The following is a 925-nucleotide window of genomic DNA, read 5'->3' on the forward strand; positions in this document are numbered from 1 at the left end:
TCGGTCTTCACGCGCTCGACGATGCCCTCGTCGCGCAGCAGCTTCAGGTTCGCGACCGCGACGGCGGCTGCCACCGGGTGCCCCGAATACGTGAGGCCGTGATTGAATTCGCCGTTGTCGATGATCGGGCGCGCGACGCGCTCGTGAATGCCGACCGCGCCCATCGGCACGTAGCCCGACGTGAGGCCCTTGGCCATCGTGATCAGGTCCGGCTCGAAGCCGAAGTGCTGGTGCGCGAACCATTCGCCGGTGCGCCCGAAGCCGCCGATCACTTCGTCGGCGACCAGCAGGATGTCGTACTTGCGGCAGATCCGCTGGATTTCCGGCCAGTACGTCGACGGCGGGAAGATCACGCCGCCCGCACCCTGGAACGGCTCGCCGATGAACGCCGCGACGTTCTCCGCGCCGAGTTCGAGAATCTTCGCTTCGAGCTGCTGCGCGCGCGCGAGGCCGAATGCTTCGGGCGTTTCGCCGGCTGCCGCTTCGCCGAAGAAGTACGGCTGGTCGATGTGCACGATGTGCTCGACCTTCGACGGCATCTGCTCGTGCATGTAGCCCATCCCGCCGAGCGTGCCGCCCGCGATCGTCGAGCCGTGATAGCCGTTCTTGCGCGAGATCACGTATTTCTTCTGCGGCTTGCCCTGCACGCGCCAGTACTGATGCACGAGTCGCAGCACGGTGTCGTTGCCTTCCGAGCCGCTGTTGCAATAGAAGAAGTGGTTGAAGCCGGCCGGCGTGACTTCCGCGAGCATCGCGGAAAGCTCGATCACCGGCGGATGCGTGGTCTTGAAGAACGTGTTGTAGAACGGCAGTTCCTGGATCTGGCGATACGCGGCGTCGGCGAGTTCCTTGCGGCCGTAGCCGACGTTCACGCACCACAGGCCGGCCATCCCGTCGATCACCTTGTTGCCGTCCGAGTCCCACA

At 65.1% G+C, this 925-nt stretch carries 1 protein-coding gene; it reads right to left on the minus strand.

Annotated elements, in window-relative coordinates:
- Positions 1 to 925 (minus strand): aminotransferase (locus H0X90_RS35305; RefSeq protein ID WP_196438435.1); only part of this gene is annotated, 925 nt, incomplete at both ends.

The sequence above is a fragment of the Burkholderia sp. 9775_39 genome, assembly GCF_015712225.1.
Lineage (GTDB): Bacteria > Pseudomonadota > Gammaproteobacteria > Burkholderiales > Burkholderiaceae > Burkholderia > Burkholderia cenocepacia.